This is a genomic window from Tenacibaculum finnmarkense, from assembly GCF_900239185.1.
GTDB lineage: Bacteria > Bacteroidota > Bacteroidia > Flavobacteriales > Flavobacteriaceae > Polaribacter > Polaribacter finnmarkensis.
Genome location: NZ_OENA01000048.1, coordinates 1 through 1,022 on the forward strand (window position 1 = coordinate 1; position 1,022 = coordinate 1,022).

Below are 1,022 nucleotides of genomic sequence, written 5' to 3' on the forward strand. Positions count from 1 at the left end.
GAGTCGCTGTATAAATTGAAAGTGATTTTCTTGATATTGTGATTGGTAAATAATTGGGCTAGTAAATACCGTATTTATTTCAGCTGATAAACCAGCAGCACTTACGGTATCATTTACAATAGTTTCTAAACTAGTATTTAGCCAAGAATGCATATGAGGACCATTCTCTAATAAAATAGTTTTCGAAAAACCACTAACAAGCAATTTCCCATCAAAACCATCATTATGTTCTAGTTTTACATGAGTTATTACCCCTATAAAATCCGTCTCTGCAAAATTGATAACGATTGATTTCCCTAGCCATTCTTTTGAATTATCAAGCGTATAGGAGTTTACTGTTTCAATACTATCATAATCTACAATAATAGTAAAACTATGATGGTTATTTATGGTTTGTTCTAAGGTTATTTTCTCAAAAGATAAAAAAGATCTTCCGTCTATATTAAGCGTAGTTATTGGATTCATTATGCAGTTTTTACACACAGTAGAAACACCTACGTATAGCGTAAAAATGCATACTACTATGATATTCGTATAATTTTAATAAAATTTTCTTTTCTTCAATAATCAACTATGTATTATTATTTACACAGCTTTATTTTATAAAAAAAGAGCAAACCTAATGGCTTGCTCTTTTAATCACTAAATCATTATGCTACTGGCCAACGATTGTCGATAGCGGCAGTTCCAATACTCATTTCTTCTGCTGAAATAGTAAAGTTTATAACCATTGGTAAAATTCCGTTTACATCTAAATTTTCTTTATAGTAAACTATATATGCATTTTTAAATTCAATTTCTTTCATTTTAGAATCTTCTTCTGATTTCTTATAAATGACTTTTCCTTCAATTGCTTTAAATTGGCTATTTAACATTGCTTCGATTACTGATGTATCTGCTGTTGATTCAATAGTAATGTTTATTCTTCCGCCATAAACATTAGAGGCTATTTTACCTTTTTTATCCGTATCTCTACTAAATACGTATTCTGTTTGTAATACGTCAAATTCTTTTCCTCCTAG

At 29.4% G+C, this 1,022-nt stretch carries 1 protein-coding gene and 1 pseudogene; both read right to left on the reverse strand.

What is annotated here, in order from left to right; genetic code table 11:
• Nucleotides 1-465, reverse strand: a pseudogene (locus AQ1689_RS05505) (phage late control D family protein); the annotation flags it as partial.
• Between the two features lie 185 nt (nucleotides 466-650).
• Nucleotides 651-1,022: type VI secretion system tube protein TssD (gene tssD, locus AQ1689_RS05510; protein ID WP_101955444.1), on the reverse strand; the 372-nt coding region annotated here is incomplete at its 5' end.